This is a genomic window from Streptomyces sp. NPDC016851 (assembly GCF_055562795.1).
This window is the reverse complement of record NZ_JBVHEP010000018.1, coordinates 94,263-120,940: the sequence shown is the minus strand read 5'-3', so window position 1 is coordinate 120,940 and position 26,678 is coordinate 94,263. Positions and strand designations below refer to the sequence as shown.

Here is a 26,678-nt window from a genome sequence, read left to right as displayed (position 1 = left end):
CGTGAGCATCGTCCTCGACCTCGGAGGGCTTGGCCCCGCGGACATCGCGGCCGGGCCCTCCGCGCTGTCGGAACTGATGGCGAGTCTGCACGTGCTCGCCGAACCCGAGCACCACCCGGAGGCCGCCGACTGGGCGGCCCGCGCCGCCGCGGCGGGACCGGACCTGCGCGACGAGTTGTCCGTGTTCGCTCCGCTGTGGGCCCGCTACCGCTGCCGCCTGTTCTTTCCTCGTACGTTGCCGCTCGCTTCGAGCCTGAACGAGGAGCTGGCGGCCATCGCTGCGCTGCCGGTCGAGGACTTCCTCGATCTGGTGGCGCCCGGGGTCCTCGGCACCAACGCGCAGCCCGTGCCGCCGGCCCGTGAGTTGCGCGCGGGCGCCGCCGCCGCGGAACACTACGCACGCCGCTGCCTGCGCCGCTCCTACGCCCGCGGCGAGCTGGCGCGACAGCTGGTGGCGGCACCACTGGAGCTGCGGGACCGGCTGCTGGCGGTACTGCGGGCCGCCGACACCGCGTTCTTCGCCGAGGACTGGCACACCCTGCGGTCGCCCCTGGAGCACCACGCGCGGGAAGTACGTCGCCGGCTGGCGACGCGCTCGCCGGCGGATGTACTCACCGAGCTGCTGCCGACCGCGGCCCGGGTCGGGCCGGGAGAGCGGGTCCGGCTGGACAAACTGCAGACCGACGAGGTGAAGGTGGCCCCGCGCCCCCTCGTTCTCGTCCCGTCCGCCCGGGTGTGGCCGCATCTGACGGTCAAGAACGAGGACCCGTCGTGCGTGGTGGTGCAGTACGCGGTGCGCGGCACCACCACGGCCGAACAGCTGACCCTGCGGGATCTGCACCACCGGCTGATGGCGCTGACCTCGCCCGCCCGGATGGAACTGTGCCGCCATCTGCTGGGCGAGCCCATCACCACCTCGGAGCTCGCCGCCCGACTCGGCTCCAGCGAGCCACAGGTCTCCCGCGCCCTGCGGACCCTGCGCGACGCGGGCCTGGTGCGTTCCACGAGAGACGGCAAACTGGTGCGGCACCGGCTCGCCACGGACGTCATCCAGCGGCTGGGCCACGATGTCCTCGCGACCGTGGCACGGTGAACTCGCGTCAGGCCGCCAGAGGCACTTGCTCGCCCTCTTCCTCGACCTGGTAGTGAGCCCAGATCTGGTTCAACTCGTGCTGATAGTAGAGCGAGTACAGGCCGGCCACGAAGAAAAGGACGAGGCCGATCCACGGATTGCAGCTCCGCTCCATCCCGGCCGACTGCTGCATACGGGCAATACGCAGACCGGTGTTGTAGACCGACACGAAGGGCGGAATGATCAGCAGCCAGCCGACGGCCAGAGCCAGGAGCGCCATCACCGGATTGACCTCAATGCGGCGATCGAAGTCCTGGGCTTCGCGATTCACCTTGTAATACCAGACCAGATGGTAGATGCCCACCGTGATCAGCGGCCAGATCAGCCAGACAAGGAATATGTTGCGGGTTTTTCCAGCGCGACCTGACATGACGCACCTCCCATGAATCCAGTGCATCACGACCGGCCGCCACGTGCGCGTGGTGAGGCTCGGGCCCCCTCGTCGAGAGGGCATGAAAGTGCCCCTCACCAGCGGTTTCCCTGCCGATGAGGGGCCGTCTCAGGCGGCTTGGGCCGTCTCTGGGCCAGCCGGCGTCTCTGGGCCGTCATGAGCGCGACCGGCTGGCATGAGGTGGGTACAGACGCACGTTGAGTTACCGTCACTCCGAATAGGGCACCCTGAGCTTGGCCCAGGACTTTGCTCCCGGCCAGCCATCCGCGTCCGCACCCTGGTATCCGAGCTTCCGCTGCCACCTGGCGTAGGAGTCACGGTGGTGCGTCGTCCACAGACGTCCACTGAGAGGGTGGGCCGAGGGTGGGCCGCCCGGACCAAATTCGGTGCATCCCTCTTCAGCCAGGCGCATTGCCATCATCCTGATGATCGGGCTACTCGGCTCACTTTTGAACCACTCGGAACCTGGAAAAGGAACGTAGCCGTCTTCTGTACTCATGCTTGCAGGTTAGGCGTATCCACCATTGCCGGCATGTTCACGCCTTTGCGACTAGGTAAGTTCATGCGATTGGCGGATGTCTGATGATCGATGCCGAGTACTACAGCGACCAGGGGCGGCCCGTCGAGACGGCGGACATCGCCGTGCCCGCCGCTCACTGCGAGATCGTCTACGAGATCCCGATCAGCCGGTAGGCAGGCTTCGCGGGCGCGCTGGGGCGGTGCATCGGCGTGTCCACGTCCGTCAAGAGGTGAGGGCGGTCAGCCCTGCCGTTCACGTGGCGACGGCGGCCCACCCCGTACAACGCTGCCATCGAGTCTCAGCCGTCCATCACAAAGACGCAGGTCAGGCCCACCCGGCCATACGCGTTTCCACCCAGGGGTGGCGGTACGGCAAGATGGGGTGTATCTGCCCACTGCCGTATTCAAGCTGCCGGACGGTTTCTCTTGGCTGAGTTCATTTACACCATGCGCAAGGCGCGTAAGGCGCACGGCGACAAGGTGATCCTCGACGACGTGACGACCAGCTTCCTGCCGGGGGCGAAGATCGGCGTCGTCGGCCCGAACGGCGCCGGCAAGTCGACCATCCTCAAGATCATGGCCGGCATCGAGCAGCCGTCCAACGGTGACGCCTTCCTCACGCCCGGTTACACGGTCGGCATCCTGCTCCAGGAGCCGCCGCTGACCGAGGACAAGACCGTCCTGGAGAACGTCCAGGAGGGTGTCGCCGGGATCAAGGGCAAGCTCGACCGGTTCAACGAGATCGCCGAGCAGATGGCGACCGACTACACCGACGAGCTCATGAACGAGATGGGCAAGCTCCAGGAGGACCTCGACCACGCCAACGCGTGGGACCTGGACGCCCAGCTGGAGCAGGCCATGGACGCCCTGGGCTGCCCGCCCGGCGACTGGCCCGTCACCAACCTGTCCGGCGGTGAGCGCCGCCGCGTCGCGCTGTGCAAGCTGCTGCTGGAACAGCCCGACCTGCTGCTGCTCGACGAGCCCACCAACCACCTTGACGCCGAGTCGGTGAACTGGCTGGAGCAGCACCTGGCCAAGTACCCCGGCACCGTCGTCGCGGTCACCCACGACCGGTACTTCCTCGACAACGTCGCCCAGTGGATCTGCGAGGTCGACCGCGGTCGCCTCTACCCCTACGAGGGCAACTACTCCAAGTACCTGGAGACCAAGGCCGCCCGCCTCAAGGTCGAGGGGCAGAAGGACGCCAAGCGGCAGAAGCGGCTCAAGGAAGAGCTGGAGTGGGTGCGGTCCAACGCCAAGGGGCGGCAGGCCAAGTCCAAGGCGCGTCTGGCCCGCTACGAGGAGATGGCCGCCGAGGCCGACAAGATGCGGAAGCTGGACTTCGAGGAGATCCAGATCCCGCCGGGCCCGCGCCTGGGCAACGTCGTCGTCGAGGTCAGCAACCTCAGCAAGGGCTTCGGCGACAAGCTGCTCATCGACGACCTCAGCTTCACGCTGCCGCGGAACGGGATCGTCGGGATCATCGGTCCGAACGGTGCCGGTAAGACCACCCTCTTCAAGATGATCCAGGGCATCGAGGAGCCGGACTCCGGCGCCATCAAGGTCGGCGACACCGTCAAGATCTCCTACGTCGACCAGAGCCGCGAGAACATCGACCCGAAGAAGTCGCTGTGGGCCGTCGTCTCCGACGAGCTGGACTACATCAACGTGGGCCAGGTCGAGATGCCGTCGCGTGCCTACGTCTCCGCGTTCGGGTTCAAGGGGCCGGACCAGCAGAAGGCGGCGGGCGTGCTCTCCGGCGGTGAGCGCAACCGGCTGAACCTCGCGCTCACCCTCAAGCAGGGCGGCAACCTGCTGCTCCTCGACGAGCCGACCAACGACCTCGACGTCGAGACGCTCTCCAGCCTGGAGAACGCGCTGCTGGAGTTCCCGGGTGCGGCCGTGGTCGTCTCCCACGACCGGTGGTTCCTGGACCGGGTCGCCACGCACATCCTCGCCTACGAGGGCGAGTCCAAGTGGTTCTGGTTCGAGGGCAACTTCGAGTCGTACGAGAAGAACAAGATCGAGCGGCTCGGCCCGGACGCCGCGCGTCCGCACCGCGCCACCTACAAGAAGCTGACCCGGGGCTGATCTTGCGGCACATCTACCGCTGCCCGCTGCGCTGGGCGGACATGGACGCGTACGGCCACGTCAACAACGTGGTGTTCCTCCGCTACCTGGAGGAGGCCCGTATCGACTTCCTGTTCCGTCCGGAGAAGGACTTCAAGCAGGGGTCCGTGGTGGCACGCCATGAGATCGACTACAAGCGGCAGCTGGTCCACCGGCACACCCCGGTGGACATCGAGCTGTGGGTCACGGAGATCAGGGCGGCGTCCTTCACCCTCACCTACGAGGTGAAGGACGACGACCTGGTCTACGTCCGGGCCTCGACGGTGATAGTGCCGTTCGACTTCGAAGCCCAGCGCCCGCGCCGGCTCACCTCGGAGGAACGCGAGTTCCTCCGGGAGTACACGGACGACGACGAGGAAGAGGCCGTCGCCGCATGACGGTGCTCCACCTGGCCGACGAGGGGGAGGCGGCGGATCTCGCGGCCTTCCTCTCCCGGCTGCTCCACTACGACCGCGGGGCCGCGGTACGCCTCCAGGCGGCCGGCACCGCCCTGGCCGTGTTCGGGCGGCCGCCGTCCTTCGAGGTACTGGCCGTGCGCGCGGTGCGGCTGGCGAAGCCGTACGAGGACGGGCTCGACGTCACGCTGGACGTGACCGTGTCCGCCGGTGAGCTGCTGGAGTCGGTGGACGAGAGGGGCGCCACGGCCGTCGTGCCGGGCGCGGTGACCGGGCCGCCGTGGGCGGGCGTGCTGCCGCCGCGCGGCGGCTGGCGGCCCGAGCCGGGGCTGCCGGCGCCCGAGGCGCTGCGGTCCCTCGTGGCCGCCGCCGTCGCCGAGTTCCGCTCCCGTACGCAGGAGTTGCCGGACGAGCGGCGTACGAGGGCCGAGCTGGACCGGATCGGGCGGGACATCTGGTCCCGTACGGTCGGCGACACCCGGCTCCCGGTCCGGGCCGTGCACGCGGCGCAGTCGCTCGGCTTCCTGCGGCCCGGCGTGCCACTGGGCCTGTTCTCGTCGGGCGCGTGGCTCAGGCTGCGCACGCCGTACGGGTCGATCGCCGTACGGCAGGCCGGGCTCGGGGCGCTGGACGTCAGCGTCCGCTGACCGTCACCACGCCCCCGCGTGTCAGCCCGGGGCGTTCACCATCGACGCCGCCGCGTACGTCATGTAGTTCCACAGCGTCTGCTCGTGCTCCTCGGACAGCCCGAGCTCCTCGACGGCGACCCGCATGTGCTTCAGCCAGGCGTCGTGCGCCGCACGGTCGACCGTGAAGGGCGCGTGCCGCATCCGCAGGCGCGGGTGGCCGCGGTTGTCGCTGTACGTCGTGGGGCCGCCCCAGTACTGGATGAGGAAGAGCGTGAGGCGCTCCTCGGCCGGGCCCAGGTCCTCCTCGGGGTACATGGGCCGCAGCAGCGGGTCCTCGGCGACTCCCTCGTAGAAACGGTGGACGAGCCGACGGAAGGTCTCCTCCCCGCCGACCTGCTCGTAGAAGGTCTGCTCCTGAAGCGTGCCGCGCCGAATCTCTTTCACGTCCTCCATGCTCTCAGACACGGGGACATAGGACTCAAGGCCTAGGACCGGCCCGGTGCCCTTACTGTGGGGGTATGGGCGGGCATGCACCCGACAGGGAACGCGACAGGGAATCGGACGATCTCGCCGCCTCCGCGCGGGCGGCGCTCGTGCGCCGGATCGACGCGAGCGGAGCCTGGGCCGCCGACCCGGTGTGGCGGGAGGCGTTCGCGGCGGTACCGCGCCACCTCTTCGTGCCGTACTACTACGTCGGCGTCGCCGGCGGCTACGAACGCCGGTGGGGCGAGAGCCCCGACCCGCGGGCGCACGAGCGGTGGATACGGGGCGCCTACGAGGACACCCCGCTGGCGACCCGGCTGCGCGACGGCGAACTGCTCTCCTCCAGCAGCCAGCCGTCCCTGATGGCGGACATGCTGGCCGCGCTGCGCGTGGAGGACGGGAACACGGTCCTGGAGATCGGCGCCGGCACCGGCTACAACGCCGCGCTGCTCGCCCACCGGCTGGGCGACGACCGGGTCACCACCGTGGATCTCGACCCGGAGATCACCGAGTCGGCCCGCCGGCACCTGGCCGCTGCCGGGTACCACCCGGTCGTCGTCACCGGCGACGGCGCCCGGGGCGTGCCCGAGCGCGCGCCGTTCGACCGGATCATCGCCACCTGTGCGCTGAGCACCGTGCCGCGCGCCTGGCTCGCCCAGAGCCGCCCCGGTGGCCGGATCCTGATGCCGCTCGCCACGGGCCTGGTGGTGCTCACGGTGACCGACGCCGACCACGCCGAAGGGCGCTTCCTGCACACGCCCGCCTACTTCGTGCCGCTGCGCGGCGGGAGCCGGCCCGGGGGCGAGCCGCTCCAACTGGGCGGCGTACCGCGCCGGGCCAGGGAGGACGACCTGTTCCGGTTCCTGCTGGCCCTCACCCGCGGCACCCTCGACCCGCAGGAGGCGCACTCGCTGTGGGAGCAGGAGGGCATGCCGCAGCGTGAGCGCTACGGCATCACCGTCAGCGGGGACCGGGAGTGGGCCTGGCTGGACGACCCGGAGGGGCCGTACGCCTGGCCCCTCCCGGCCTGAGCCCGGCTCGTGTCCTGAGCGGGCTCAGCCGCGGCGGATCGTGATCGTCGTCCAGGCGCCCACGTGCACCCGGTCGCCGTCCTGGAGCGGCACGGGGACGAACGGCTGGATCGGGTCCTCCGAGCCGTTGACCGTCGTGCCGTTCGTCGAGTTCTGGTCGACGACCGCCCAGCTGCCGTCGGGCTGCTGGACCAGCACCGCGTGCTGGTGCGAGACGCCCGGGTCCTCCGGCGGCACCGAGAGATCGATGTCCGGGGTGTCGCCGGTGGAGTGCCGGCGGCGGCCGATCGTGATCTGGTTGCCGGTGAGTGTGCGCTGCTGCTCGGGCGAGTACGCGGGCAGGTTCAGGCCCGCGGCCTCGGGGCCGGAGCGCTGCATCATCGCCATGAAGTACTCACGGTCCGGGCCGATGGTCGCGGTCCACGTCGCCGGTCCCTGCGGAGCCTGGGGCTGCTGAGGGAAGCCGCCGGGGCCGGGCGGGGCCTGGGTCGCGCCGGGCTGCGGGTAGCCGTAGCCGCCTCCCGGACCGCCACCGGGGCCGGGCGGGGCCTGGGTGGCGCCCGGCTGCGGGTAGCCGTAGCCACCGCCCGGACCGCCACCGGGACCGCCGGGGCCACCGGGTCCGCCAGGGCCGCCGCCCGGGCCAGTGGGCGACGGCGGGGAGATCACCCAGTCGTCAGCGCCACCGCCGAAGGACTGACCGCCCTGCTGCGGACGCTGTGTCTCCTGCGGGAACCCGGGCGGAGCCGGCGGGGCGGACTGCTGGTAACCCTGCGGAGCACCGCCGGGGCCACCGGGGCCGCCAGGGCCGGGCGGAGGCGGGACCGGCCGCGAGGGGTCGGGGCCGAATCCGGGAGGACCGGGAGGACCGCCAGGCCCACCGGGACCGCCGGGACCACCAGGACCGGGACGACCGCCAGGGCCGCCGGGGCCGGGGTGACCCGAGGGGTCGCTGCCGAACGGCGGGATCGGCTCGGCCGGGCGGTTCACCTGCGACGGGCGGGAGCCCTGGTACTCGTACGAGTCACCGCCGCCGTACGACGGACCGGACGGACCCGACGGGCCGGGAGGACTCGGCGGGCCGGGAGGACCGGACTGACCGGGCTGGCCCGGGGGCTGGAAGCGGACGCCCGGGCCGGGCGGCGGCGGGGGCGGAGCGGCGGGGGTGTACGAAGTCGCCGTGTTCGTCAGGAAGTTCCACCGGCACTCCTCGCAGAACGGCGCGCCGCCCTCACGGGGCGTACGGCACTGCGGGCAGAGCTCCGGCTCGGCGTTCGGCACGGCGGACAGGTGCGGAGGACGCCCACCGGGCTGGCCGCCGGGGCCGCCAGGGCCGCCGGGAGGGCCACCGGGGCCGCCAGGGCCGCCGGGGGGCGGGAAGCCGTAGCCGCCGGGCGGGGGCGGCGGGGGAGGAGGCGGAGGCACGGCACCCGCCATGCGGTGACCGCAGACCTCGCACCAGTCGTCGGAACCCGACTGGTGTCCGTTCGGGCAGGTCGGCATGTCGGCGCGTCCCTCCTTCGATCTCTTCTAGGTCACTTCTTCACGCGAACAGTCTTGGTGGACCGGGTCTCGAGCGTCATCTCGTCGGCCTCTTCGACCTTCGCCTTCAGTCGCACAGTACCGGTCGCGGCATCGACCACGTCCACCACCTTCGCAAGCAGTTTCGCAGTATCGGCGTTCCCGGAGGCACTCGCGAGCTGAACGGCCCGGCCCAGTTTGGCCGTTGCTCCGTCCATATCTCCCGACTTACGAAGATCCAGCCCTTGTTGGATGACCTGTGCCAGTTCCGCCTGCCCGGTGTAGTGGGCGACCTGAGGGTTGATCGACGTCGAGGCGACCATGTCGTCCGTCCACACGGCACGGATCAGGCCCTGCGCGCCGAGGTTCTGGACGGTGCCGTCGGGCTGCGGAATGACCAGCGAGATCCGGGCCGCCAGCATCTCCTGGCCGATGTTCGCGGCCGGGACCTCGACGCAGACGTGGTAGTCACGGGACTCGTCTCCCCAGGAACCCAGGGGGTAGTCGCCCGCGCGCGGCCCCGCCTCGGTGCGTCGGCCGGTCAGTTCCTCGACCGTGGGGGCGACCTGCTTGACGAACTTCACAGTGGTGTCGACCGGGGTCCACAGCCGCAGGGAGACGTCCGCGACCTCCTTGCCCATCGCCGTCTCCATCATCTGCGTGAAGTCGGCGGCGAGTCCGGCCGGGTCGGCGACGATGTCGGCGGTGCCGAGCAGGGCGGAGGCGATCCCTGTGACTTCTTTCACTTCCCAGTCGGTGCCCACACCGCGCGCGTCACAGGTGAAGCGCCCGGCGCACGCGTCGAGCGCGGCCTTCAGGTCCTGGGGTGCCTCGTGTTCGTTGCGGCCGTCGGTGAGCAGGATGCCGTGCCGGATCGCGACGTCCGCGGAGGACAGCAGGCGGTCGGCCAGTTTCAGCCAGGTGCCGATGGCGGTGCCGCCGCCCGCGCTGAGCGAGCGCAGCGCCCGTTTGGCCTGCTCGCGGGTGGTGGCGTCGGCGACGGCGAGGCGGCCGCCGCCCGGGTAGACCTCCTTGGCCACGTGCGTCCCGCCGATCACGGCGAAGTGCACGCCGTCGCGCAGGGTGTCGATCGCGGCGGCCGTGGCGTCGCGGGCGTTGCGCATCTTGGTCGCCGGGTAGTCCATCGACCCGGAGCAGTCGACCATGATCGCCACGGCCGCGGACGGGCCCTGGCCGGGCGAGAAGAGGTGGGGCGCCGAGACCGCGGTGCCGACCGTGCCGCCGCCGGTCGCCGTCACCGTGACGATGGCGTTGACCTCGCGGGCGCCCTCCGGCAGGTACTCGTTCTGATAGACGTCCACCGAGAACTGGGGCACGTTCGACTTCGAGAAATTGGCCATGCCTGCTTCGATCCCCCTCGAAAGCCCCCGCCGGAGCGGGGTGATGACGGTATGCGGACCGGTCCCCTCCGGTCCGCTGAGGCGTCCCCGTGAAGCGGCCTCAGGCCGATCCTGCCCCCTGGGAGACGGCCGGGAACGGCACGAGGGCCACTGTTACGTTGTCGTGGCCCCCGCCGTCCAGGGCGTGACCGACGAGCACCCGGGCGCTGTGCAGCGGTTGCGCGGCGGCGTCGAGCGGGACGACCCGGGCCATTTCGTCGGCCGCCTCCGCGTAGTTCCACAGGCCGTCCGTGCAGACCACCACCACGCCCGGCCGGTCCGGCTTGAACGCGGCCGTGTGCGGCTCCAGTTCGTAGGCGTCGGCGCCGAGCCAGCCGGTGATCGCGTGGGCGCGCTCGTCGGCGTAGGCCTCGGCCTCGCTCATCAGGCCGGCGGCGACCATCTGCGCGGCCCAGGAGTCGTCCTCGGTGAGCCGGGCGGGGGGTGCGCTCCGGTCGACCGGGACCCAGTAGGCGCGGCTGTCACCGACCCAGCCGACGATCAGCAGGCCGGAGGTGACCACGGTGCCGACGATGGTGCACGCGGGCGCGTTCTGGTGCGGGGCGTGTTCGCGGGCCGTGGCGGGTTCGGCGGCGAGCGAGTTGACCGCGCGCGAGGCCGCGATGATCGCGTCGTGCATCGCCTGCTGCGGGTGCGTGCCCCGTGGCAGGGCGTCCAGCAGTGACTCGCTCGCCGCCTTCGACGCCGCCATCGAGGCGTCGTCGGGGCGGGTCGCCGAGGAGACGCCGTCGCAGACGATCGCCACGGAGGCGGGTGAGCCGTCCGGCAGGGCGGTGCTGCCGATGGCGAACGCGTCCTCGTTGCGGTGGTGGCGCAGGCCACGGTCGCTGACCGCGGCCACCGGGCCGGACTCCTGCTCCATGTGGTCCCGTTCGCGCGGCTGGGCGTGGCCGCAGTTCTCGCAGTAGCCGTCGTCGTCCACGCGGCCGGCCCGGCAGGCCACGCAGACCTTGCCGCCGGCGCCCGCGGCCTGGGCCGCCGGGTCGGCGGACACCCGTGGGTCCGGTGCCTGGAGGAGGTACTCGTCGGGCTGCTGTGCCTGATAGGTCTCGGACTGTGCCGGATATCCCTCCGGCTGCGGGGCGTAGCCGCCGGGCGGGGCGGCGTGCCCCCCGGCCTGGGGCGGATGGTCGAAGCGGACCTCCGCGGCCGGCGGGGCCCCGGGGAGCGGGGGTGCGTCCGGCCCCGAGCCGGGCCAGGGCGCGCCGGCGGGCGGCACCGACGGCGGCTCGGGATACGTACCGGCCGGAGCGCCCTGCGCGGGCACCGAGCCGTTCATGGTGATGGTCGGGTTGTCCTGAGGCCGTACCGGCACGGCGGACAGGTCGTATCCGCACGCGCCGCAGAAACGGTCACCCGATTCGAGGGGTTCCTCGCAACTCGGGCAGGCGGACAACTGGGGCATCTGCGACATCAACTACACCCACGTCCGGGGGCGGTAACGATTGGCACGTTCCACCAGGTCGATCCTCTCCTCGCCGCCGCGCGCCAGTCGGGCCAGCGTGCGATACGAGCGTTCCAGGCCGAAACGCAGGCCCCGCTCGTCCAGGCCGCTGCCGAGCAGCGTCCGTCCTCCGGCGGCGGGAGGGGCGGAACCCTGGCCCCCGGAGAGTACCCAGTCCAGCGCGCAACCGAGGACTTCGGCCGACAACTGCTCCCGGCGCGCCGGGTCCAGACCGTACGCGTCCAGGGCCTCGACCTGCGCCGCGGCGGCCGTCAGGTCCTCCAGGAACGGTACGTCGGAGGCGGTTGCCGTGCGCTGCCGCAGCCGCGCCCGGACGGCGGCCACGCGCGCGGCCGTGTAGTGGATGGAGGACTCCGGGACCGACTCCAGCGTCCGCACGGCGCTGCGCCGGTCCCCGGTCGCCAGCTGCACGCGGGCCAGCCCGAACGCGGCGCTCACATAGCTCGGGTCGGTCGACCACACCAGCCGGTAGTACTCGGCGGCGTTGTCGAGCTGGCCCAGCACCTCCGCGCACAGGCCCAGCGCCAGCTTGGGCGCGATCTCACCGGGGAAGGCGTCGTAGATCGCGTCGAAGGCGAGCGCGGCGCCCTCGTCGTCCCCCGTGACCAGCGCGGCCACGCCCCGGTACCAGACCACCCGCCAGTCGTCGGGCCGTTCGCCCTCCAGCGTGACCAGCGCCTCCAGCGCGGCGGCCGGATCGCCGGTCTCCAGCCAGGCCCGGATCTGCCGCAGCCGCGTCTCGATCGACGGGGCCGGAGCCGCCGCGAGGGCACCGAGCAGCTCGGCCGGGGCGGAGGTCATCAGGCCCGCGAGGAAACCGGCGTTGGGGTCGGACGGGTCGACGCGGGGCACGGGGAGGGCGAGGGCGGCGGCGCGGGTGTCGACGGGTTTGACGAGGCCGTGGAGGCCGGGCAGGCCAGGCGCCCCGCCGGGGGCCGGCCCTGGCGCGGCTCCTCCGGGCCCGGCGGCCGGCTGGGGGGCATGGGGCTGGGAGGGGACCGCGGGCAGCGCCGCCGCCGTCGCGGAGTTGCCCCGCTTCCGCACCACCCTCGCCCCCAGCCGGGACACCTCGCCGTCCAGCTTCGGGAACAACACCGTGTCCGTGACCCGCAGCTCGGGCCCGAACAGCGTGGACAGGGCGGGCCGGGCGCGGCCCGACTGGAGGGAGACGACCTCCCGCAGGACGCCCGTCAGCTGCTCGGTCATCTCCTGCGCGGAGGCGAACCGGCGGGCCGGGTCGGGGTCCGTGGCGCGGACCAGGAGGCGGTAGAACGACTCGTACTGCCGGAAGACCTCGATGTTGTCCGGGTCGGGCAGGGAGTCGACGTAGACGTTCGTATAGCCCTGGAAGTCGAAGGTGAGGACCGCGAGCGTACGGGCGACGGTGTAGAGGTCGCTCGCCACCGACGGGCCGGCCTCGGCGACCTCCGGCGCCTGGTACCCGACCGTGCCGTAGATGGCCGACTCCTCGTCGTCCATCCTGCGCACCGCGCCCATGTCGATCAGCTTGAGCTGGTCCTCGGTCTGGATCGCGTTGTCGACCTTGAAGTCGCAGTACAGCAGGTTGCGGCTGTGCAGATGACCGAGCGCCTCCAGGGCCTCCAGGCCGTACGCGCAGGCCTGCTCCACCGGCAGCGGGTCGCGCCTGCCGTGCGGCGTGCGGCGGGCATTGGCGATCTCCTTCAGGGACTTGCCGCCGACGTACTCCATGACGATGTAGCCGTCGAGGGAGCCCGTGCGCTGGTCCAGATGCTCCACGAAGTTGTAGATCCGCACGATGTTGGCGTGCTCGATCTCCGCGAGGAAGCGCCGCTCGGAGATCGCCGCGGCCATCGCGTCCTGGTCGCCGGTGTCCAGCAGGCCCTTGAGGACCACCCAGCGGTCGGAGACCGCCCGGTCGACGGCCAGGTAGATCCAGCCGAGACCGCCGTGCGCGAGGCAGCCGACCACCTCGTACTGGCCGTGCACGACGTCCCCGGCCTTCAGCTTCGGCACGAACGAGTACGGGTGCCCGCACTTGGTGCAGAAGCCCTCCGTACGTCCCGGCCGGTCACCGCGCGCGCGACCCACCTGGGCGCCGCAGTCGGAGCGCGAGCAGAACCGCTTCCGCTCGGGCACTTCGGGGTTGTCCAGCACCATTTCGCGCGGGTCGGGCCGCGGGATCGGCGGGACCTGGACGAGTCCCGCGCCCAGCCGGCCCCGGGACGAGGAACCGGCGGCGGAGCCGGAGCTGCGCACCGACACCGAGCGGCCCGTCGCCTTGCCCGACAGGGAGCGCGAGAGGCGTCCCGACACCGAGCGGCGGGACTTCGACGACTGGGACGACGTGCGGGAACTGCGGCTGCTTGAGCGGGCGCTGCCGCTGCGCCCCGAGCCGTGTGAGCCGCCCTTGCCGCCGGCTGTGATGCCGGTGGGGGGTGACCCGACCATGCCGTTCGCGGCGACGACCGGGGCGAGGCCGCAGGTGTCGCAGTACAGTTCGCCGCCGCCCACGTCCTCGTAGCTGCCGCCGCAGGCGGGGCGCTGGCAGGTGCGCTGCGGTTCGCCCGGTGTTCCGCCCGGCGCTTGGCCCGGTGACGGGCTCGGCGGTTCGTTGGGTGGTTCGTTCGGTGCCTGACTCACGGACTCCCCCTTGTCGCTCATGCGCCCGGCCCCCTCCGGTCGTCCTCCGGCACGCCCTGGTCCGGCACCCGCGGGCCGCCGAGCAGTTCCGCCGCTGCCTGCTGGTAGCGCAGCACGGCCTGTTCGGCGGCGCGCAGGTCGCAGGGGGCGCTCCACAGCATGCGGCGGGCCTTCTCGTACCGCTCCACCAGCAGCGTGTCCTCGGCGAAGCCGTGCCGGGCGACCTTCGCCTTGTACGCGTCGAGCCGGCCGCGCAGTTCGGCACGGACCGCCAGGGGTGCGGTGACCGCGGTCAACGACTCTCGGGCGCGCAGCAGTTCGTCCTCCGCCTTCTCCTCCAACGACTCCAGGAGCGGGGACAGGCGGTGCCACTGGGCCTGTCTGCGGTACTCCGCGGCCGCCGCCAGCTGCTCCTGCAACGCGGTCGGCGGTCCGCTGACGACCGGCACCTCCGTCGCGGCGATCTTCGCGAGGACCTCGCCGCGGGCGGTGCGCGCCTCGGCGAGCGTACGGTCCGCGCGGCTGAGGACGTCGCGCAGTCTGACGATCCGTTTCTCGGCGTCCTGCCGCACCGTCAGGACCGCGTCGATCTCCCGGCGTACGTCCTCCAGGGCGCGTGCCTCCCGGTCGTACACCGTCGTGTCCGGCCTGCCGCCGCCCGGGGCCGAACTGCCCTCCGCGGCCTGCCAGAACGCCAGCGGGTCCGACACGACCTGCTCGCGCAGTTTCGTGAGCGTGCGGGTGATGCGCTCCAGGTCGTCACCCGCCGGGTGCTCGCCGGGGCGCACGCCGACCGAGTGTGCGAGCCTGCGGGTGCGCTGGAGCTCGGCCGCCAGCAGGTCGATCCGGGCCGGCAGCGCCGACCAGACCGCGTCGGCCGCGACGACCATGTCCAGGCTCGTCGCGTACAGCTCGTTCATCCGGTCGACGAGGGTGGCCAGCGAGTAGCGTTCGCTGAGTTTGTTCCCCGTGCCGTGCAGGGTCGGGGCGTTGGCCGTCGCCGTGGCGCTGCCCGCGACCGTGACCGAGTCGCCGTTCAGCAGCTCGGTCAGCTCCACTAGGTCCTCGCGGCTGGACCAGCGGCGGCGGGCCCGGATCTCCCGGGCGGTGCGCAAGGCGGCCGTGTACGCGTCGAAGTACGTCCACAGCAGCGTGATCGACGCCTCGGTGGACGTCCAGCGTTCCTGGGTGACGCCGGTGAGCTCGGCGCCCTCCAGGAGTCTGCGGCCCGCGTGGTCCTGGAGGGCGAGGAGCGAGGTCTCGATCGCCTCGTGCTCCGCGCCGAGCCGCGCCAGCGCACGGTCCACCTCGTCCCGGTCCATCACCGGCCCGGTGGATCCCGTGACGCCCATCGATCACCTCTCGCTGCGGTTGTGCCGGCCCGGGGGTCGGTGCGGTTGTCAGGTCGTGCGCAGGTATTGCGGTGCCGGTGGTTCCGACTTCTCCGGATTCTTGCCCAGTGTCGCCGACAGCCATTTGCCGTACGACGCCTGCCAGCCGGTCGCGGTGTCCTTGCGGTAGTCCACCAGGATCTGGTTGACCCGGCGTACCAGATCGTGGGCGTCCTCCTTCATGGCCACGCCGTAGTACTCGGCAGTGAAGGGATCCCCCTTGAGCTCGACCGTCGGATCCTGTGCCGCCTGGCTCGCGGCGAGCGCGCCGTCGGTGACCACCGCGTCGGCCTCGCCGAGCTGGAGCCTGACCAGGCAGTCGAGTTGGTTCGGGACGGTCTTGGAGATGTCGGTGGTGGCGGGGAGTTCGCCGCTCTTCTTGTCCGCTTCCAGCGTGGAGTACGCCGTGGAGCCCGCGGCCGTGCAGATCCGCTTGCCGGCGAGCGTGCCGTCGTAGCCCTTGACGGGCGAGGACTTGGGGGCCAGGACCTGCTGTCCCGTCTTGAAGTACGGCGCGGAGAAGGCGACCTCGCCGATGCGCTCGCAGTTGATCGTCATCGTGCGGACGACCATGTCCACGCGGCCGTCCCTGATCGCCGGGATGCGCTCGTTGGTGGGGATCGCCTTGAACTGGACCGCGTTCCGGTCGCCGAGTATGTCCTCGGCGATGCGGTGGACCAGGTCGATGTCGAAGCCCTCCAGCTCCCCGCGCTTGCCGCTGTTGGGGTCGCGGTAGCCCCAGCGGTAGCTGTTCTGGTCGACGCCGACGACCAGCTTGCGCTTCCCGCCCTGGCGGTTCTTGATCTTCTGGATGGTGTCGCCGTCGGCGGAGGAGGGCGGCAGGGTCTGCTTCTCGGGGTCCTCGCAGTCCTCTTCGGCCTTGATCGTGGCCGACTGGGCGACGGCCTGGTCGTCCACGCTCCTCGGTCCGGACAGCGGGACGTACAGGGCGAAGACCGCCACCAGGGCGCAGACGACCGCCATCGCGGCCACCCCGCCCCAGCCCTTCAGACTGGCCCGCAGACGTCGTGCTCGCATGGTCGCGCCCCCTTTCACCCGTGTCCCGTTCATCGGTACTCCGACAGCCTGCGGCCGATGCCGAGCACCGCGCCGGCGGCGCCGAGCACCGCGAGGACCGCCGCGCCCGCCGACAGGCCCGTCAGGGCGTCCCGGCCGTCGTCGGCCGCGCGCTTGAACTCGGTTTCCTCGTGCGCGAGTGCCCTGCGCAGGTTCTCGTCGACGCTGTCGAAGCACTCGCCGGTTGTCTTGCCGGTGCCGACGACCTTGTCCAGCGCCTGCTGGTAGTTGCCGTTCTCGTCCTGCTCCCGGGCCGCGGTGTGGCGCTTCTTCCACTCCGCCATGTTGCCCACGGCAGCCGTGACGGGGTTTTCGCCCGACGCGTCGTCGGCGAGCTTCCCGGCGGCCGCCAGGTGCTTGCCCAGGGCGTCGATGTCCGTGCGGAAGTCGTAGTCGTAGGCGTCGTAGGTCTCGTCGCCGACCTTCTTCGTCTCGGCGCCGCGGGCCACCAGGGTCAGGTTCTCGTTGCCCCGTGCCTTGAGGGAGGCGATACGGGCGTCGTGCAGCACGTTCAGGGAACGGACGCCGTGCTCGTAGGAGTCGTTGAGTCCCGCGCGGGCGACGCTGTGGCCGACGACCAGCCAGAGGAGGACCACGGTCGCGGTGGCCGTGGCGGCGACCAGGCCCTGGTTCAGGACGCGGTTCGTGCGCTGGTAGTTGCGGTGCTGGGCCCAGGCGAGGGCGGACAGGGCGGCGATGCCGAGCGCGATGGCGGCCCAGGGGTAGGGCGTGGCGTCCGCGTAGTCCGCGCGCAGGCGCTGGTTCTCCTTCGTGTACAGATCCTCCGCCGCCGGGAGCATCTGCTCCTGCATCTTCTCGTTGGCGTAGCGGAGGTAGGCGCCGCCGACCGGGAAGCCCTGGCGGTTGTAGGTGCGGGCGCGCTCGACCAGGCCCTTGTACTCCGGGAGGAGTTTGTTGAGCTTGGCGATGGTCGCCGCGGACGGGGAGTCCGGGTCCGAGTTGGCGGCGGCGTTGACGAGTTTCTCCGCGGCCGTGCGGATGTCCTTCTCGTAGCGGTCGCGGGAGGCGGCCGTCTCCTGGCCGCCGGCGAGGAAGCCGCTGGAGGCGGCGGTGTTGGCGTCCGCGAGGGAGCGGTAGATGTCGGCCGCGTCCGAACTGAGGGGCTGACTGCTGGTGAGGACGTCGTCAGCCGCCGCCGCGCGGTCGGTCATCTGCCAGGCGGTGACGGCGCCGAAGGCGACGACGAGAAGCGCGAGGAGGGCGCCGATGATACGGAGGCGGCCGGGCTCCGTGACGGCGGCGGCGCGGAGTCGGTCCAGCCCCTCGGCGAAGGCGGTGCGGCGGGGCTGGGGCTCCCTGCCGCCGTGCGGTCCTTGCGGCGGTTGCGTAGGCGGCGCGGGTGCCCGCTGGGCCGGTACCGCCGGGAGGGTGGGCAGGCCCGGGCCTGTTGGTGGTGTGCTGCTCGTCGGCAGGTGTGTCACTGTGACCTCCCCCATGGTCATCCGTCGCCGCAAGTATCCCTTCCGGCACTGACATCCGCACCGCCCTTGCCTCGATCTTGATCTGATCGCAGCGCGAGGCACCACCCCTTGCCCAGATACACGTCGGGCGGATCGGTTCGGTTCCCGCCGGGCATGCGCGCGGCTACTCCACGTAGCGGCGAAACCCTTGCGCCGCCGCCGCGAAGCCGCACGCCGCGTAGAAGCGGTGGACGTACTCGTCGTCCGCTGCGAGCAACTGCACCTTGTAGCAGCCGGCCGACTCCCCCAGCCGCACGGCCGACTCCATGAGCCGGCGCCCGACGCCCCGCAAGTTCGCCGTAGAGGACCAGCAGCGCTGCCAGATCCGCCTCGGCCGCCGCCCGCACCGTGATCTTCATGCGCTGAGCCTAGAAGCAGGACCTGCCCGGAACGTGGCCTTCAGCGGAGCGTGAACGTCAGCGGAACGTGAGCGTCAGTCCCCCGTCGGAGTCTCCCTGCGGCGGAGCACGATCAGGGTCGTTCCCCCGATCAGGACCAGGGCGATGGCTATGCCGGCGATGAGGGGCGTGACGCCCGAGCTGCCGGTTTCGGCGAGGTTGGTGTCCGTCGCCGTGCCGCCCACCGAGGCCGGGCTCGGTTCACTGAGGGTCTGCGTGGCCGTGCCCGTCCCGCTGCCCTGGACCTGGCAGTCCAGCATGCCGGTGAAGCGCTGGGTGAAGCCGCCAGGGCCGTGGATCGTGAAGTCGTACGCCTGGTCCTCCTGGAGCGGAACCGTCACCGTGCGGGACTCGCCCGCGGCGATGGTGTGCTCGAGGCCCGCCAGTTCGAAGGTGAACGGCTCGTCGCCCTTGTTGGACGCGATGATGTCCACGCCGCCCTCGGCGCAGTTCTTCGCCGCCGACAGCGCCGGGATCGCGCCCGTCTTCGCCCAGGTCGCGGCCGCCGTCGCCGACACCGTCGACTCGCTGGAACCGGCCAGGATCTGCGTCTGGCTCCGGCTCTCGGAGGCGAAGGCACGGCCGACCGGCACCGTCGTCGAGGCCTGCACGGTCAGTTCCGCCGTGCCGGCCGCTGCCTCCTCGGGCACCTCGAAGAACACCTGTCCGCCGTCGGACGTGGAGGTGATGGCCTTGCCCTGCTCGTCGACGATCCGGACCCCGCTCGTGGCGGCGTCCGCGGGCGGGCTCACCGTCACACTGCCGGCGTTGGTGTGCACCGTCACCGGGCCCAGCCGCTCCCCCGGCCGGCCGGAGACCGCCGGCGGGTCGAGGGTGAGCGAGGCGCGGGGCTCGGGCAGGCTCCGGGCGTCCTTCTCCAGGTAGTCCGCGAGCTGTTCGGCCTGCGGGTCGAGGGCGTCGACCGCCACGTCGTCCGAGTAGCGCCAGATCGCCACCTGCGTGCCGGCCGCCGCGTCCTGTTCGGTGAGCGCACCGCGGACGCCCGCCTTCCGGGCCAGCGCCGCGAGGTCGTTCACCTGCGGGTAGGAGTTCTGCAGGATCCAGCGGATCCGGCCGGCGTCCTTGTTGGCGCCCAGGGACGTACCGCTCCAGGGCGTCTCGTGGTACTCGGCGTCCCGCTGCGTCGGGTTGTGCAGGTCGACGCAGTACGTCTGGAGCATGCCGCCGCCCTCGACGGACATCTCGAACAGGCCCGCCGACACCTGCTGGTCCCCGGTGGCGCCGTGTATCACCGCGGTGCCGTACGTCTTCAGCCCGGCTATCGTCGCGGTCGCTCCGCCCTGACTCGGCGTAGTCTCCTCGGCGATCGCCTGACCGGCACCGGCCAGCACACCCGCGGCGACGAGCCCGGACACGAGCGTCGCGGCACCGAGGCGGGCAGCCCCTCGCCTGCGTACGAACACCGCAGAGAACGAAGCAAACACCAAATTCCCCTTCGAGCAGGACCCGTCGATGTGGGGGGTACGGTCCCACCTGCAGAATCACAAGCCTCATGGGCCGCAAGAGCCCCGAGAGCCATGCCCGGCATCCTAGGTACGTGGCGGACGCCGCTCGCCGGTGAGGCAGTCGGACGAGTGATCCGACTCGGAATCGTTATCGCCAAGACCCCTTGTGAGCAGGGCTTATCGACAAGTCCACCCCCGATTTTTCGGTGCGCACTCGCCGATAAGCCGCAGTTCGGGCAGGCTGGCGGGTGATTGACGTCACGTCAATACAGCGGGTTCCGGAGGCTGTTGGGCGGAGGCTCCGGCCGGTTCCGGTGAACCCTCCTGCGGGGTCTCCCAGTTGGGCTCCGACTGCGCCGGTGCCGGTGCCGTCTCCGGCTTGCCTCCGCGGCGGAACGCCGAGGTCCCCCACGCCAGGTCGTGCCCGATCGCCACGGCGTCGATGTCCGCCGACGTCCAGCTCTGCCCCTCGCGCACGTCGGTCCGCACCTTCAGCCTGCCCTGGACGATCACGGGCTCGCCGACCGTCAGCGACGCCGCCGTGTTCGTGGCGAGCTGGCGGTTGGCCCACACCGTGAAGAAGTTGGTGTGCCCGTCGGTCCACATGTTCTTCTCGCGGTCCCAGTAGCGCGCGGTCACCGCCAGCCGGAACCTCGCCGACGGGCCGGACGCCATCTCCCGGTACACCGGCTGCGTCGCCACCCTGCCGACCGCGCAGACCATCGTCTCGTTCATCGCGAACCCCTCCCTCGCCCGACCTGCGACACCGGGCCGACGCGTACGGGCCCGTCCCGTACGGCTGTGTCCGCCAGACTGCCGCCGCCGGGCCGGGCCCGCTGAGCGCTGTGGATCACCGCCCGGCCTGTGGACAACGCCGCCACCCGGACGGGTGACACCGGGCGGTCAGGGACGCCGTGGGGCCAGCGATGTTGTGGTGGCGGGCGATGCCATCACCCCTCCCGGCTCTCCGAGGCATCACGTCCCCGCCCCCACCACCCTCCCGTACTGCTCCCGAACCTCCCGGTACCGCAGCAGCTCCGCCGCCACCGGATCCAGCACCCTGGCCCTCCCGCACCCGGCCGCCGCCTCCCGCAACCGGCGTTCCGCCTCCAGCCCGTAGCGCCGGGCAGGTCCCCGCGCCGCCATCCGGCAGCTCCACTCGATGAGCGGGCCGCCGACGATTCCGATCACCATCAGCAGCACCGGCACGCCCAGGTTCGGCGCCATGACCCCGACGATCTGGCCCACCAGCCACAGCCCGCCCAGGAACTGGAGGATCGTCATGGACGCCTGGGACAGCACGGCCACCGGCCACCACCCCGGCCGCGGCGGCCGCCCCGTCGGCACTCCCGCGCGCACACTCAGCTCGTCCAGCGCCTCGGGCAGCCCCTGGGAGCCGCGGACGGCCGCCTCGCGCACCGCCTGCGCCCATGGCGCGGGCAGGCCCGCCGAGGCCCGGTCGGCCACCGTCCGTACCGCCTGCTCGACCCGCTGCCGGGCGGTGGCCTCCTCGTCGGCCTGCGTACGCGAGGGGAGCCGCCCCGTGGCGGGCTCGCCGCGGTCCTGGTACCAGCGCCACAAGCGCAGCCAGGGCGTACCGCAGGCGCGGTTGGCGTTGCGCAGCCACGCGCGTTCGGCGGCCTCGCCCGCCGCCGTGGCGCCCACCGCGTCCGCGAGCCGGTCCGCGAACTCCTCCCGGGCCTGTTCGCTGAGCCCGGTCCGCCGCCGCGTGGCGTAGACGGGCCACAGCCGGGCCGCCGCGATGTCCACGTCGGCCGAGATACGCCTCGACGGCGCGGTGCGCTCCGCGACGAACTGGCCGAGCGCCTCGCGCAGTTCACCGACGCCGTCGCCGGTGAGCGCGGACAGCGCGAGGACGGTCGTACCCGGTTCGCCGTACTCCCCGAGGGCGATGCCGTCCTCGTCGAGGAGCCGGCGCAGATCGTCGAGGACCTGCTCGGCGGCCTCCCCGGGCAGCCGGTCGACCTGGTTGAGGACGACGAACATGACCTCCGCGTGGGCCGCCATCGGCCGCAGATAGCGCTCGTGGAGGACGGCGTCGGCGTACTTCTCGGGGTCGACGACCCAGATGACCGCGTCGACGAGCGCCAGGATGCGGTCCACGTGCTCGCGGTGCTGTACGGCCGCGGAGTCGTGGTCGGGCAGGTCGATGAGGACGAGTCCGCGCAGCTGGGACTCCGCGTCCCCGGTCGGCAGCGGACGGCGGCGCAGCCGGGGCGGGATGCCGAGCCGCTCGATGAGGCTCGCGGCCCCGTCGCTCCAGCTGCACGCGATGGGCGCGGCGGTGGTGGGACGGCGTACTCCCGTCTCCGAGATGGCCACTCCGGCAAGCGCGTTGAACAGCTGGGACTTGCCGCTGCCCGTGGCGCCCGCGATGGCGACGACGGTGTGCTGCCCGGAGAGCCTGCGCCGGGCGGACGCCTCGTCGAGCACCCGGCCTGCCTCCGCCAGCGTCCGGCTGTCGAGCCGGGTGCGGGAGAGCCCCACGAGTTCGCGCAGGGCTTCCAGCCGGGAGCGCAGCAGTCCGTCGTACACGAGCGGGGTGACCGTCGGCGGGGCGGCGGGGCGGCTGTCCAGCACGGCGTACTGCTGTCCTTGGGTGGTCTCGTCGACCCGCCGTGCGATGAGCCCGTCGTCCCAGGAGCCCGGGGATGCCGTGGAGCTTGCGGAGCCCGTACGGGAGGTGGAGTCGCCGTCCGGCACGCGCGCGTGGGTGCCGTCCCTGCTCTCGTTGCTCTCGTTGCTCTCGTTCCCGGAGGCGTTCCGGGGGGCCTTCGCCGACGGGTTCCCGGCGGCTGCTGCCTTGTCCGCGTCGCCCGGCCGCTCGGCGCGCTCGTCGTGGTCCTGGTCAGTGACGGCGGTCACCGGTCACCTCTCCTTCTGCAGTACGGACAGCGCGGCGATGAGTTCGGCCTGGGGCTCGGGGTGGACGTCGAGGGTGTCGAGCGGGGCGAGCCGGCGCTCGCGTTCGGTGTGCAGGACCCGGTCGACGTGCTCGGCGAGCAGCCGTCCGGCCCGGTCACGCAACCGCAGCGCGCCGTGGGCGCCGATCCGCTCGGCGAGCCCCTCCCCGGCCATCCGTCCCCGCCGGCCGCCCAGCAGGGAGGTGGCGACGAGGGCGGCGACCAGCTCGGGGTCGGGCGAGAGGTTCCGGTCGAGCTCGCGCACCTCGTCCTCGGCGAACTCCTCCAACTCCCGCCGCCACCGCCGTACGGCGAGACCGATCCGGTGCTCGGCGCTCTCCGCGGCGGGTTCGCGATCGGCGAGCCCGGGGGCGGCCGCCGCGGGTTCGCGCCGCCAGGCGTCGTCGATGCGCTCGTCGGCGGCGGTGACGGCGCACAGCAGCAGCGCGCTCAGGCTCTCCACGAGCGCGTCGAGGAGTTCACCGGCGGTGCAGTCCAGGGGGAAGGCGCGCCACCGCTTGAGTGCGTCTCCCGCGAGCACCGCCCCGGCCTGCAACCGGCCCCGCACGCGCGTGTGCTCGCTGTCGTACGCCCCGTCGACGGCGGAGGTGAGCCGCAGTGCGGCGGCGTACTGTGCGGCGGCGGCGCCGGCCAGCTCGGGCATCCGGGACTTGAGGGAGTCGAGGACGCCGTGCGCGGTACGGGCGACGACCTGCTGCCGGGCCGCCGGGTCCTGGACGTGGTGGATGAGCCAGGTGCGCAGCTGGGCCACGGCGCTGGCCGGCAGGAGCCCGCCACCCCAGGCCGACTCGGGCAGTTCGGGCACGGTGAACCGCGGCACGTGCCCGAGTCCGGCCTTGGTGAGCAGGGCCCCGTACTGCCGCGACACCTCGGCGACCACCTGGTGGGGCACCCTGTCCAGGACGGTGACGAGGGTGACGTCGTACTCCTTGGCGGTGCGCAGCATGTGCCAGGGCACGGCGTCGGCGTAGCGGGCGGCCGTGGTGACCATGATCCAGATGTCGGCCGCGCAGATGAGCTCGGCGGCCAGGACGCGGTTGTCGGAGACGAGGGAGTCGATGTCGGGGGCGTCGAGGAGGGCGAGGCCGGGCGGCAGTGTTTCGGCGGTCTCGACGCGCAGCACGCGCGCGGGGTTCTCGCCGGGCAGCAGCAGATCGTCCGCGGAGTCCTGCTGGGGCACCCACACACGGGTGAGATCGGGCAGCACCCTCATCCCGCTGAACCAGTGATGATCCTCCGGATGGCAGACCAGTACGGGGGTCCGTGTCGTCGGCCGCAGCACTCCGGCCTCGCTGACCCGCCGTCCCACGAGCGAGTTCACCAACGTGGACTTCCCGGCTCCGGTGGAGCCCCCCACGACGGCCAGAAGTGGCGCTTCGGGGTCTCTCAGCCGGGGCACCAAGTAGTCGTCGAGCTGGGCGAGCAGTTCGTCGCGGCTGGCACGCGCGCGTGGGGCCCCCGCCAGGGGCAGCGGGAAGCGTGCGGCGGCGACACGGTCGCGCAGGGCGGAGAGTGCGTCGAGCAGCTGAGGCCGTACGTCCAAGGTCACCACATGCGAAGAATGCCCAATTTTAGGGGAATTCTGAAGCATATGAGCATGTCTGCGCGCCGATAGAACACAAGGGACGGAAGGGACTAGTGGGACGCGGGCCCACGCGAGGCATAACGAGTGCACAACACCCGATGCCTCTGACGCCAAAAGCGGTGCACGATTCGTACCTGCCTGCGATTATCAGGACCGCTTCACCGAACCTCCACATCGAGCCACGGAGGCGAAGCAACAGGGACAAGGACGCGGGAGCCCTATCCTTGTCCCCGGCAACGTCACGGATCGGCCCACACCAGGGCACCACGACAGAGGCCACCACACCGGCCCCCGTAGCTCAGTGGATAGAGCAGGCGCCTTCTAAGCGCTTGGCCGCAGGTTCGAGTCCTGCCGGGGGCGCAAGTCTCCGCCCTCCCTTTGGGGAGGGCTTTTTGCTGGTCAGGGCACATCGGGCTGCTGGCGCTCGGTGCATCCGGCGCAGGTCGCCAAGAGCGTGTTCAGTCTTCGTCGGGGCGGGGCTGCGGCGGGCCGAAGGGTTCGATCTTCGGGTTCGCGTACGGCCCCTGGGCACCGGGAGTGCCGTGGACGCGCTGGGCGACCGCCTCGGTGACGAGCAAGGCGTAGGTGCCGTTGTGCAGGTCGACGAGTCCGTAGTCGGTGTCGACCGCGTCGCGGCCGATGCCGAGCTGACGCAGGGCGTCCTCCAGCGTGGCTCCCGACGGGAGCGTGACCGTGATGAGGCTGGTTGGCTTGTCGGGAGCCATCGGTCTCTCCTCCGATGCGAAGCGGCTATCGGCGGACGCCGTGGCCGTTCTTGCTGCGGCGGCGGAGCGCATCCATGATCGCCGGTGCGTTGATGATGCCGAACCCGTAGTCGTGGTCGAAGCCGGCGGCACCGCGGTCGTCGGCGGTCCTCTGCAGCAGGGTGCGGAGCTCGGCCGGCTTGATGACGTTGGCCGACCACTGCGTGCGTACGGCGGCGACCACGCCCGCGGCCACCGGACAGGCGGCCGAGGTCCCGGAGTCCGGTTCGCCCGCCCCGAAGGCGTGTGAGCCCTCGAAGTGGGTGTACGCGCAGATGTCCGGCTTGTTGGCATCGAGCCGGCCGGGGCCCTGCGAGGAGTAGCCGACCCGGTTGCCCCGGGTGTCGACACCACCGATGGACAGCGCACGCGGGTGCGAGTTGGCGCCGACGATGGGCCGGTCGGGGAACTCGCAGCGGCCGTCAGGGCAGTCCAGGCCGCAGTTGCCCGCCGCGAACAGGACGTCGGCGCCCGCGCTCTCCAGCGCGGTCACCATCAGGTTGAAGGGGTGGCCGGGGTTGTCCGAGTAGTTCCCGGGGTGGCTGGGCGGGAAGTCCCACCGGGGCGAGAAAGAACCCCAGCTGTTGCTGACGACCAGGGCCCGCTTGTCGTCGGGCATCGTCTCCAGCACGCTCCACAGGTGGGCGTAGGCCGCCACGGCGTCCGAGAGCAGCCCGCTCATGACCGTCGGGCCCTGCTGTTGCGAGAGCAGGACCGGCACGTCGATCAGCGTCGCCTTCGGTGCGGCGATGAGGGCGTCGAAGGCGCACATGGTGCCGTGGTCGACCGGGAACTGGCCCGGCTTGCCGGTCACTCCGGGCGGGTTCCAGCTCCGTGCCGCGTCGACCGTGACAGGACGGTCCAGTTCGTTGCTCAGGTGCTGGGTGTTGATGCCGGTGTCGGTGATCGCCAGCGCGATACCGCTGCCGTCCAGGTCGTCCGCGCCGAGCTCGGCGAGGAGGTTCTTCACGTCCTGCCAGTTCCCGACCGGTCCGTCACCGGGACACGTGGGCGACGACTGGATGACCGGGTCGGCGGAGATGCCGACGATCTGCGGGCGGCTGAGGGCCAGCATGGAGAGCCGGCTGGCGGCGTCGTAGTCGTGGATCTCTCCACGGACCAGGACGGTGGCGTCTTCCGGCCGCATGGAGAACCGGAGCGGCTGGGTCAGGGACAGCGGGTCCCCCTCGACCGTGGCCGGCACCGGCCTGGGCAGTGCCACTGGTGTGAACGACTGGTCCAGCTCGACGCCGGGCATCGACCCGGCGACATCCTGAGTGGTCGCGGTGAGCTGAGGATTGGCGACGGCCTCGACGACGTCGCGTTCAGGCTTCATCTGGATGAGGACACGCATGGTTCTCCTTGATGTGGGACGGAATCCAGCGCACGCGAGCGGCGTTTCGTCCACGGCGGCTCGCGGAGGGTGCGGCTGGGTGGGGAGCCGTTGAGAGGCGGTGGGTGGCGTCCCTGCGACCTGCCTTCGACCGGCGGATCGGCCGAGGCCGAGGCCGAGGCCGAGCGCGCGGTGGGCAGATGCGGATCAGGCGCCGTTGCCCATATTCACCGTGCCAATGCCGCACCGCACCTTGATACCCCCGAATGGCCTACGAGCGGCCCGTCCCTCCACCTTTCAACTGCTGACCAGTTGATTTCGACATCTCCGGAAGTCGACTCGCGAGTCAATGACGCATTCGGTAAAGCAAGCACAGGGAAGCAGCCAAGTTGGCACCGGCGTGAGAGCCCCTGGGCGCGTGTGGTTGCGCCGGGCCCCAGGGCGGCGCCCCACAGGGTGAGATCGAGCGGGGAACGGCGGGGAATCAGCATGAAAAACA

At 71.6% G+C, this 26,678-nt stretch carries 22 protein-coding genes, 1 tRNA gene and 1 pseudogene; 7 read left to right on the top strand and 17 right to left on the bottom strand.

Annotation, left to right across the window (positions count from 1 at the left end; genetic code table 11):
• Window position 1: 1 nt before the first annotated feature.
• On the top strand, window positions 2-1,093 hold the full coding sequence (locus tag ACZ3I3_RS26860; protein ID WP_467369183.1) for an ArsR/SmtB family transcription factor: 1,092 nt from the start codon (window positions 2-4) through the stop codon (window positions 1,091-1,093).
• Window positions 1,094-1,100: 7 nt separating this feature from the next.
• Here ACZ3I3_RS26860 and ACZ3I3_RS26855 read toward each other — a convergent pair whose 3' ends face one another.
• A complete protein-coding gene (locus ACZ3I3_RS26855) occupies window positions 1,101-1,502 on the bottom strand; it encodes a DUF4234 domain-containing protein (RefSeq protein WP_467369181.1) in 402 nt (133 codons plus the stop codon).
• Window positions 1,503-1,731: 229 nt separating this feature from the next.
• Window positions 1,732-2,022, bottom strand: coding sequence for a peptidoglycan-binding protein (locus ACZ3I3_RS26850; RefSeq protein ID WP_467369179.1), 291 nt, complete (start codon window positions 2,020-2,022; stop codon window positions 1,732-1,734).
• A 98-nt stretch (window positions 2,023-2,120) separates the two neighbouring features.
• Here ACZ3I3_RS26850 and ACZ3I3_RS26845 point away from each other — a divergent pair.
• From ACZ3I3_RS26845 to ACZ3I3_RS26830, 4 genes and pseudogenes are all read left to right on the top strand, one after another.
• Window positions 2,121-2,216: pseudogene (locus ACZ3I3_RS26845) on the top strand (GntR family transcriptional regulator); the annotation flags it as partial.
• A 252-nt stretch (window positions 2,217-2,468) separates the two neighbouring features.
• Window positions 2,469-4,133 (top strand): energy-dependent translational throttle protein EttA, encoded by a 1,665-nt coding sequence (ettA, locus tag ACZ3I3_RS26840; RefSeq protein WP_356092184.1) that lies wholly within the window; start codon window positions 2,469-2,471, stop codon window positions 4,131-4,133.
• Between the two features lie 2 nt (window positions 4,134-4,135).
• Window positions 4,136-4,549 carry an acyl-CoA thioesterase gene (locus ACZ3I3_RS26835; RefSeq protein WP_279544661.1) on the top strand — a complete coding sequence of 138 codons (414 nt, stop codon included), beginning with the start codon at window positions 4,136-4,138 and terminating at the stop codon, window positions 4,547-4,549.
• Window positions 4,546-5,214, top strand: a complete 669-nt coding sequence (locus ACZ3I3_RS26830; protein WP_467369176.1) for a DUF8185 domain-containing protein — start codon at window positions 4,546-4,548, stop codon at window positions 5,212-5,214. The genes ACZ3I3_RS26835 and ACZ3I3_RS26830 overlap by 4 nt, the downstream gene beginning before the upstream one ends.
• A gap of 21 nt (window positions 5,215-5,235) precedes the next feature.
• Here ACZ3I3_RS26830 and ACZ3I3_RS26825 read toward each other — a convergent pair whose 3' ends face one another.
• Window positions 5,236-5,649, bottom strand: coding sequence for a globin (locus ACZ3I3_RS26825; RefSeq protein WP_467369321.1), 414 nt, complete (start codon window positions 5,647-5,649; stop codon window positions 5,236-5,238).
• 65 nt (window positions 5,650-5,714) lie between these two features.
• Between ACZ3I3_RS26825 and ACZ3I3_RS26820 the strand changes: the two genes are divergently transcribed.
• A complete protein-coding gene (locus tag ACZ3I3_RS26820; protein ID WP_467369174.1) occupies window positions 5,715-6,710 on the top strand; it encodes a methyltransferase domain-containing protein in 996 nt (331 codons plus the stop codon).
• Between the two features lie 24 nt (window positions 6,711-6,734).
• Here ACZ3I3_RS26820 and ACZ3I3_RS26815 read toward each other — a convergent pair whose 3' ends face one another.
• From ACZ3I3_RS26815 to ACZ3I3_RS26760, 12 genes are all read right to left on the bottom strand, one after another.
• Window positions 6,735-8,213: an FHA domain-containing protein gene (locus ACZ3I3_RS26815; protein ID WP_467369172.1), complete on the bottom strand. Its 1,479-nt coding sequence runs from the start codon at window positions 8,211-8,213 to the stop codon at window positions 6,735-6,737.
• 32 nt (window positions 8,214-8,245) lie between these two features.
• Window positions 8,246-9,592, bottom strand: coding sequence for a vWA domain-containing protein (locus ACZ3I3_RS26810; RefSeq protein ID WP_467369170.1), 1,347 nt, complete (start codon window positions 9,590-9,592; stop codon window positions 8,246-8,248).
• A 100-nt stretch (window positions 9,593-9,692) separates the two neighbouring features.
• A complete protein-coding gene (locus ACZ3I3_RS26805; protein WP_467369168.1) occupies window positions 9,693-11,066 on the bottom strand; it encodes a PP2C family serine/threonine-protein phosphatase in 1,374 nt (457 codons plus the stop codon).
• Between the two features lie 3 nt (window positions 11,067-11,069).
• On the bottom strand, window positions 11,070-13,739 hold the full coding sequence (locus ACZ3I3_RS26800) for a serine/threonine-protein kinase (protein ID WP_467369166.1): 2,670 nt from the start codon (window positions 13,737-13,739) through the stop codon (window positions 11,070-11,072).
• A 17-nt stretch (window positions 13,740-13,756) separates the two neighbouring features.
• On the bottom strand, window positions 13,757-15,091 hold the full coding sequence (locus tag ACZ3I3_RS26795) for a coiled-coil domain-containing protein (protein WP_467369164.1): 1,335 nt from the start codon (window positions 15,089-15,091) through the stop codon (window positions 13,757-13,759).
• 48 nt (window positions 15,092-15,139) lie between these two features.
• A complete protein-coding gene (locus tag ACZ3I3_RS26790; protein ID WP_467369162.1) occupies window positions 15,140-16,168 on the bottom strand; it encodes a glutamate ABC transporter substrate-binding protein in 1,029 nt (342 codons plus the stop codon).
• A 29-nt stretch (window positions 16,169-16,197) separates the two neighbouring features.
• Window positions 16,198-17,664 carry a hypothetical protein gene (locus tag ACZ3I3_RS26785; RefSeq protein WP_467369160.1) on the bottom strand — a complete coding sequence of 489 codons (1,467 nt, stop codon included), beginning with the start codon at window positions 17,662-17,664 and terminating at the stop codon, window positions 16,198-16,200.
• A 148-nt stretch (window positions 17,665-17,812) separates the two neighbouring features.
• Window positions 17,813-17,980 carry a GNAT family N-acetyltransferase gene (locus tag ACZ3I3_RS26780; protein WP_467369158.1) on the bottom strand — a complete coding sequence of 56 codons (168 nt, stop codon included), beginning with the start codon at window positions 17,978-17,980 and terminating at the stop codon, window positions 17,813-17,815.
• Window positions 17,981-18,121: 141 nt separating this feature from the next.
• The gene (locus ACZ3I3_RS26775; protein ID WP_467369156.1) at window positions 18,122-19,531 is read right to left on the bottom strand and encodes a Cys-Gln thioester bond-forming surface protein; all 1,410 of its coding nucleotides are present in this window, start codon (window positions 19,529-19,531) and stop codon (window positions 18,122-18,124) included.
• A 279-nt stretch (window positions 19,532-19,810) separates the two neighbouring features.
• Window positions 19,811-20,287 (bottom strand): single-stranded DNA-binding protein, encoded by a 477-nt coding sequence (locus ACZ3I3_RS26770; protein WP_467369154.1) that lies wholly within the window; start codon window positions 20,285-20,287, stop codon window positions 19,811-19,813.
• A 240-nt stretch (window positions 20,288-20,527) separates the two neighbouring features.
• On the bottom strand, window positions 20,528-22,276 hold the full coding sequence (locus tag ACZ3I3_RS26765; protein WP_467369319.1) for a YfjP family GTPase: 1,749 nt from the start codon (window positions 22,274-22,276) through the stop codon (window positions 20,528-20,530).
• Window positions 22,277-22,441: 165 nt separating this feature from the next.
• Entirely contained in the window at window positions 22,442-24,049 is a 1,608-nt protein-coding gene (locus ACZ3I3_RS26760) for a dynamin family protein (RefSeq protein WP_467369152.1), read from the bottom strand.
• 320 nt (window positions 24,050-24,369) lie between these two features.
• Here ACZ3I3_RS26760 and ACZ3I3_RS26755 point away from each other — a divergent pair.
• Window positions 24,370-24,442 (top strand) — tRNA-Arg (locus ACZ3I3_RS26755).
• 98 nt (window positions 24,443-24,540) lie between these two features.
• Here the strand turns inward: ACZ3I3_RS26755 and ACZ3I3_RS26750 are convergent.
• Window positions 24,541-24,807 carry a hypothetical protein gene (locus ACZ3I3_RS26750; protein ID WP_467369150.1) on the bottom strand — a complete coding sequence of 89 codons (267 nt, stop codon included), beginning with the start codon at window positions 24,805-24,807 and terminating at the stop codon, window positions 24,541-24,543.
• Between the two features lie 25 nt (window positions 24,808-24,832).
• Window positions 24,833-26,200: a S8 family serine peptidase gene (locus tag ACZ3I3_RS26745; RefSeq protein WP_467369148.1), complete on the bottom strand. Its 1,368-nt coding sequence runs from the start codon at window positions 26,198-26,200 to the stop codon at window positions 24,833-24,835.
• Window positions 26,201-26,678 lie beyond the last annotated feature (478 nt).